This window comes from Mesorhizobium sp. WSM4832 (assembly GCF_055811115.1).
Genome location: NZ_JBVVQH010000045.1, coordinates 1 through 3,126 on the forward strand (window position 1 = coordinate 1; position 3,126 = coordinate 3,126).

At 62.2% G+C, this 3,126-nt stretch carries 3 protein-coding genes; 2 read left to right on the top strand and 1 reads right to left on the bottom strand.

Annotation, left to right across the window (positions count from 1 at the left end):
• Nucleotides 1-14: 14 nt before the first annotated feature.
• On the bottom strand, nt 15-371 hold the full coding sequence (locus AC0L2L_RS33200) for a YciI family protein (protein WP_473583998.1): 357 nt from the start codon (nt 369-371) through the stop codon (nt 15-17).
• Nucleotides 372-1,026: 655 nt separating this feature from the next.
• On the opposite strand from AC0L2L_RS33200, the gene AC0L2L_RS33205 reads away from it, so the two are divergent.
• Both AC0L2L_RS33205 and AC0L2L_RS33210 read left to right on the top strand, forming a co-directional pair.
• The gene (locus tag AC0L2L_RS33205) at nt 1,027-1,368 is read left to right on the top strand and encodes an exodeoxyribonuclease VII small subunit (RefSeq protein WP_473583999.1); all 342 of its coding nucleotides are present in this window, start codon (nt 1,027-1,029) and stop codon (nt 1,366-1,368) included.
• Between the two features lie 583 nt (nt 1,369-1,951).
• Entirely contained in the window at nt 1,952-2,785 is an 834-nt protein-coding gene (locus tag AC0L2L_RS33210; protein WP_473584000.1) for a class I SAM-dependent methyltransferase, read from the top strand.
• Nucleotides 2,786-3,126: the final 341 nt, after the last annotated feature.

Here is a 3,126-nt window from a genome sequence, read left to right on the forward strand (position 1 = left end):
GTGGCAGGCTCTTCTCACTCCTCGCCAGCAGCCAGCGGCGCGCCTGGCAGATAGAGCATGATCGGCCGGATCTCGTAAACAGCGCTGGGATTGACGCGCTTCAAGTCGCGCGCGGCCGCGATCGCCTCGTCCTGGTTCGCGCAGTCGAGGACATAGAGGCCGAGCAATTGCTCCTTGGTCTCGGCGAAGGGACCGTCGATCACAATGCCATCGCCCGGACCACGCAGCGTCACGGCCTCCGCCGTCGCGCCAAGCCTGGCCGCCGGCCCGAGCTTGCCCTCGAGCAGGTCTTTCATCAAGGCGGCATCCTCATCTGCCGTCCAGGACTGCACAGTGTCTTCCACGTGATAGGCGAGGACGGCATAGAACATGGCTGGATTTCCCTCGTGACCAAGCGGGCCGCGCTATCACAAGGGGCGATCCAGTGGCGTAATGAGGCCAGGTAGCCGCCTGCTGACTCAAGTTGCCACGGGCAGCCGCAGTTCGGTCAGCAGGTAGGCCGGCCTGCCGAATCATGACACAGTAGATTGAGGGCCTCACGCAACGCAGTTTGCTGACTTCATGGCCTCTCGTGCTCAGCGGCCGTCAGCACCCCGCCCCCGTCGGTTCGACGGTCGCACCCTCTCTCGCCCCATCACGCCGCGTTAAGAAAGCGCGCTGCCGCGGACAGCGGGCCAACTGCGTTCAGTCTGTTTCCAAGGAAGCCCGCAACGAATGGGACCCGTTGCTGGTTCTCGTCGGCATGCCAACCCGGACCCGGCGCGGAGATGCTCTCCGCCAAGAGTGCGTGGTGCCGTCCGGACATGCGCTTGCCTGAATTGCGTGTGGAAACGAAAAAGCCCGCCGGTATAGGGACCAACGGGCTCTCACATCCAGGCCGCGTCGGTTACGGAACAGGCGGAGGCGGTGGAGGCGGCACCGACGGCCCGGCGACGATGGCCGAAAGCTTTGCCTTAGGAACGAGCACAGGTTTCTCGTAGGTCTTCTTCATGGGTATCCCCCGGTTGATCCCTCTAACGCTGCAAATTGGCCAGCGCCATTGCAGATTATCAAGCATCACCCGCTCCGCCAGAAACCGTATTCGTCTCCGGTTTACCTCTGCCGCCTATTATCGGGATGATGAACGTCGAAGACGATATCAAAAAGGTTGAAGGGCTCGTCCGCTATGGCATGGGCCATATAGCCCGCCAACGCGAGCTTATTGCTTTGCTAGAAGGTGGTCATCTGCCCACAGAGAAGGCTCGTGCCTTCTTGGATTTCCTGCTGGAGATGCAGGCATTGAGCGGCGAGCATCTCGCGCGGCTTCGCGGGCAGATCGCCGTGGCTTCCAACACCGTGGTGTCAAAACAAAAAGCCCGTCGCAACTAATAGCATGAGCGACGGGCTTCCTGCGATTTCAAGCGGCTACACCATCGAGGGATCGACCGCCACATCGACAAGCCCCAGGCCGGCGAATCGTTCCACAATGGCGACCGTTCTGTATGTCTTCACAGCTTTACAGCTGTGTATGTTGGCCCGCTGAACTGGACGCAGCGCGGGTGCTTCACACGGCCGATGAGCCCCTGCTTGACCCAGACAGTCGCCAGCCGCCTTTTGGTGGCTGGCCTGAGGCTTCTTGGACGCGCTTCCCTATCTGTCGGCGCAATGCAGCAGCGTATAGCGCACCTTCTATCGCGGCCAGATGCCTAGCATCGATGCCGGCGGCTGGGCAGTCCGCCGCCCTGAGGGCGACTACATTGTTTCTGTTGGCAACAGCGGCAACATGGAAACCGCTGTTCTTGACTGCTTCACTATGGGGATGCTGACCGGGCAGTGTTGGGAAGCCGTATTAGCTAGTTGCCTTGGTTAGTCGCGATATAAGCGTCAGGGGAAGGTGGCGGTTTGAGTCTACCAATGTCCTGGATGCCTCACCGTAGGGTAAGTTTCCCGTCCGGGCTGACTGGAGTGCGCAATGACGGCTGCATCGACGTTCAACGCCAGCACTGGTGACGGTTATGAGCTGCAGATGGGGCGTTGGAGCCGCCGGCTTGCTGTTCCATTCCTGGCATTCGCCGGGGCCTCGAGCGGTGAACGGGTGTTGGACGTCGGCTGCGGCACCGGCAGCCTGACGTTTCTGCTGTCCCAGCGGCCCGACCTCCAAGCAGTCTGCGGGATAGACTACGCGCCGTCCTACATCGAACATGCCGCCCGCAGCAACTCAGATCCGCGCGTCTCCTTTCGCGTCGGCGACGCATGCGCTCTGCCTTTCGGTGACGCGACATTCGACCGGGTCCTGTCGCTCTTGATGCTGCATTTCGTTTCTCAGCAGGATCGGGCAGTGGCAGAGATGCGTCGCGTCGCGCGACCTGGAGCGACGGTCGCTGCCGCCGTATGGGACGCACGGGGCGGCTTTGTTGCCAGTCGCCTGTTCCTCGATACGGCGGCTGCGCTTGATCCCGTCGCTGGATTGCGTCGCGCGCGCGCCTGCACCCGTCCGATGACCCGGCCGGGCGAACTGGACTCGGCTTGGCGTCAAGCCGGCCTTGCCGAGGTCGAGACGGCAGAGCTTGCGATACGCATGGAGTTCACTTCCTTCGACGACTACTGGACGCCATACATCGGCAAGGATGGGCCGGGGGCCGAGTATGTCGCGACACTCGATGAGCACGCACGCATGAGGCTTCGCGATGCTGTCCGTTCTGCTTACCTCGACGGTGACGTCGATGGTCCACGGTCCTATGTAGCGGTCGCCTGGGCCGTGAAGGGAATCGTGCCCCCCCTGAGCCCACGGACGACGCGCGGCTGAAGTCGCTAAAAGGTTCGGCGGATGCCCTACGAGCGTAGAGGGAAGCTTCCCGTGAGGGGCCGCAGGTTAGGCAGCCTAACCTTGCAGGGACTTCGTTGGCCGCCAGTTCCAAGGAAGCAATTGCTGGAGCCTGGTGATCGACGTGTCGGCGATACGAGCGAGGAAATCAGCAACTTGGGCGGGAGTGAGCAGGCTCGACATCTTCGACGTTATAGCGGTCGGCCGGAGGCTAGACTTCACGAATTGTTACTGATCCACCGGCGCCCGGATGGCGGCCGACGATGCCCATACGAAACCCAGTGGGAGGGAACTTCACCATCCCCCGCCTCCGCTGCCCCCGC

What these genes read in the sequence shown, in the direction of transcription:
- AC0L2L_RS33200 (WP_473583998.1), bottom strand. Translation starts at nt 371, where the DNA reads ATGTTCTATGCCGTCCTCGCCTATCACGTGGAAGACACTGTGCAGTCC.
- AC0L2L_RS33210 (WP_473584000.1), top strand. Translation starts at nt 1,952, where the DNA reads ATGACGGCTGCATCGACGTTCAACGCCAGCACTGGTGACGGTTATGAG.